At 61.7% G+C, this 282-nt stretch carries 1 pseudogene and 1 other annotated feature; the pseudogene reads left to right on the plus strand.

Annotated features, from left to right (window positions below):
• Window positions 1-282 (plus strand): annotated as a pseudogene (locus ACSQ3D_RS27880) (transposase); the annotation flags it as partial.
• Window positions 218-282, plus strand: a sequence feature (AL1L pseudoknot). This feature is flagged as partial in the annotation. It overlaps the preceding pseudogene by 65 nt.

Consider the following 282-nt stretch of genomic DNA (forward strand, 5'->3'; position numbering starts at 1 on the left):
AGCAGCGCGGGGAGTACCCATCCCTGTGGGCTGCCATCGAATCCATTGCCCGCAAGATTGGCTGCGTGCCGCAGACCCTGAACGAGTGGGTCAAGCGTGCCGAAGTTGATGCAGGCACGCGAGAAGGCGTCACCACAGCCGAAGCCCAGTGGGTCAAGGAGCTGGAGCGCGAGGTCAAAGAATTGCGCCGAACCAACGAGATTTTGAAGCTGGCCAGCGCGTTTTTCGCCCAGGCGGAGCTCGACCGCCGGCTCAAGTCTTGAGGGCCTTTATCGACCAGCA

The sequence above is a fragment of the Acidovorax sp. LjRoot117 genome, from assembly GCF_964252695.1.
Lineage (GTDB): Bacteria > Pseudomonadota > Gammaproteobacteria > Burkholderiales > Burkholderiaceae_C > Acidovorax.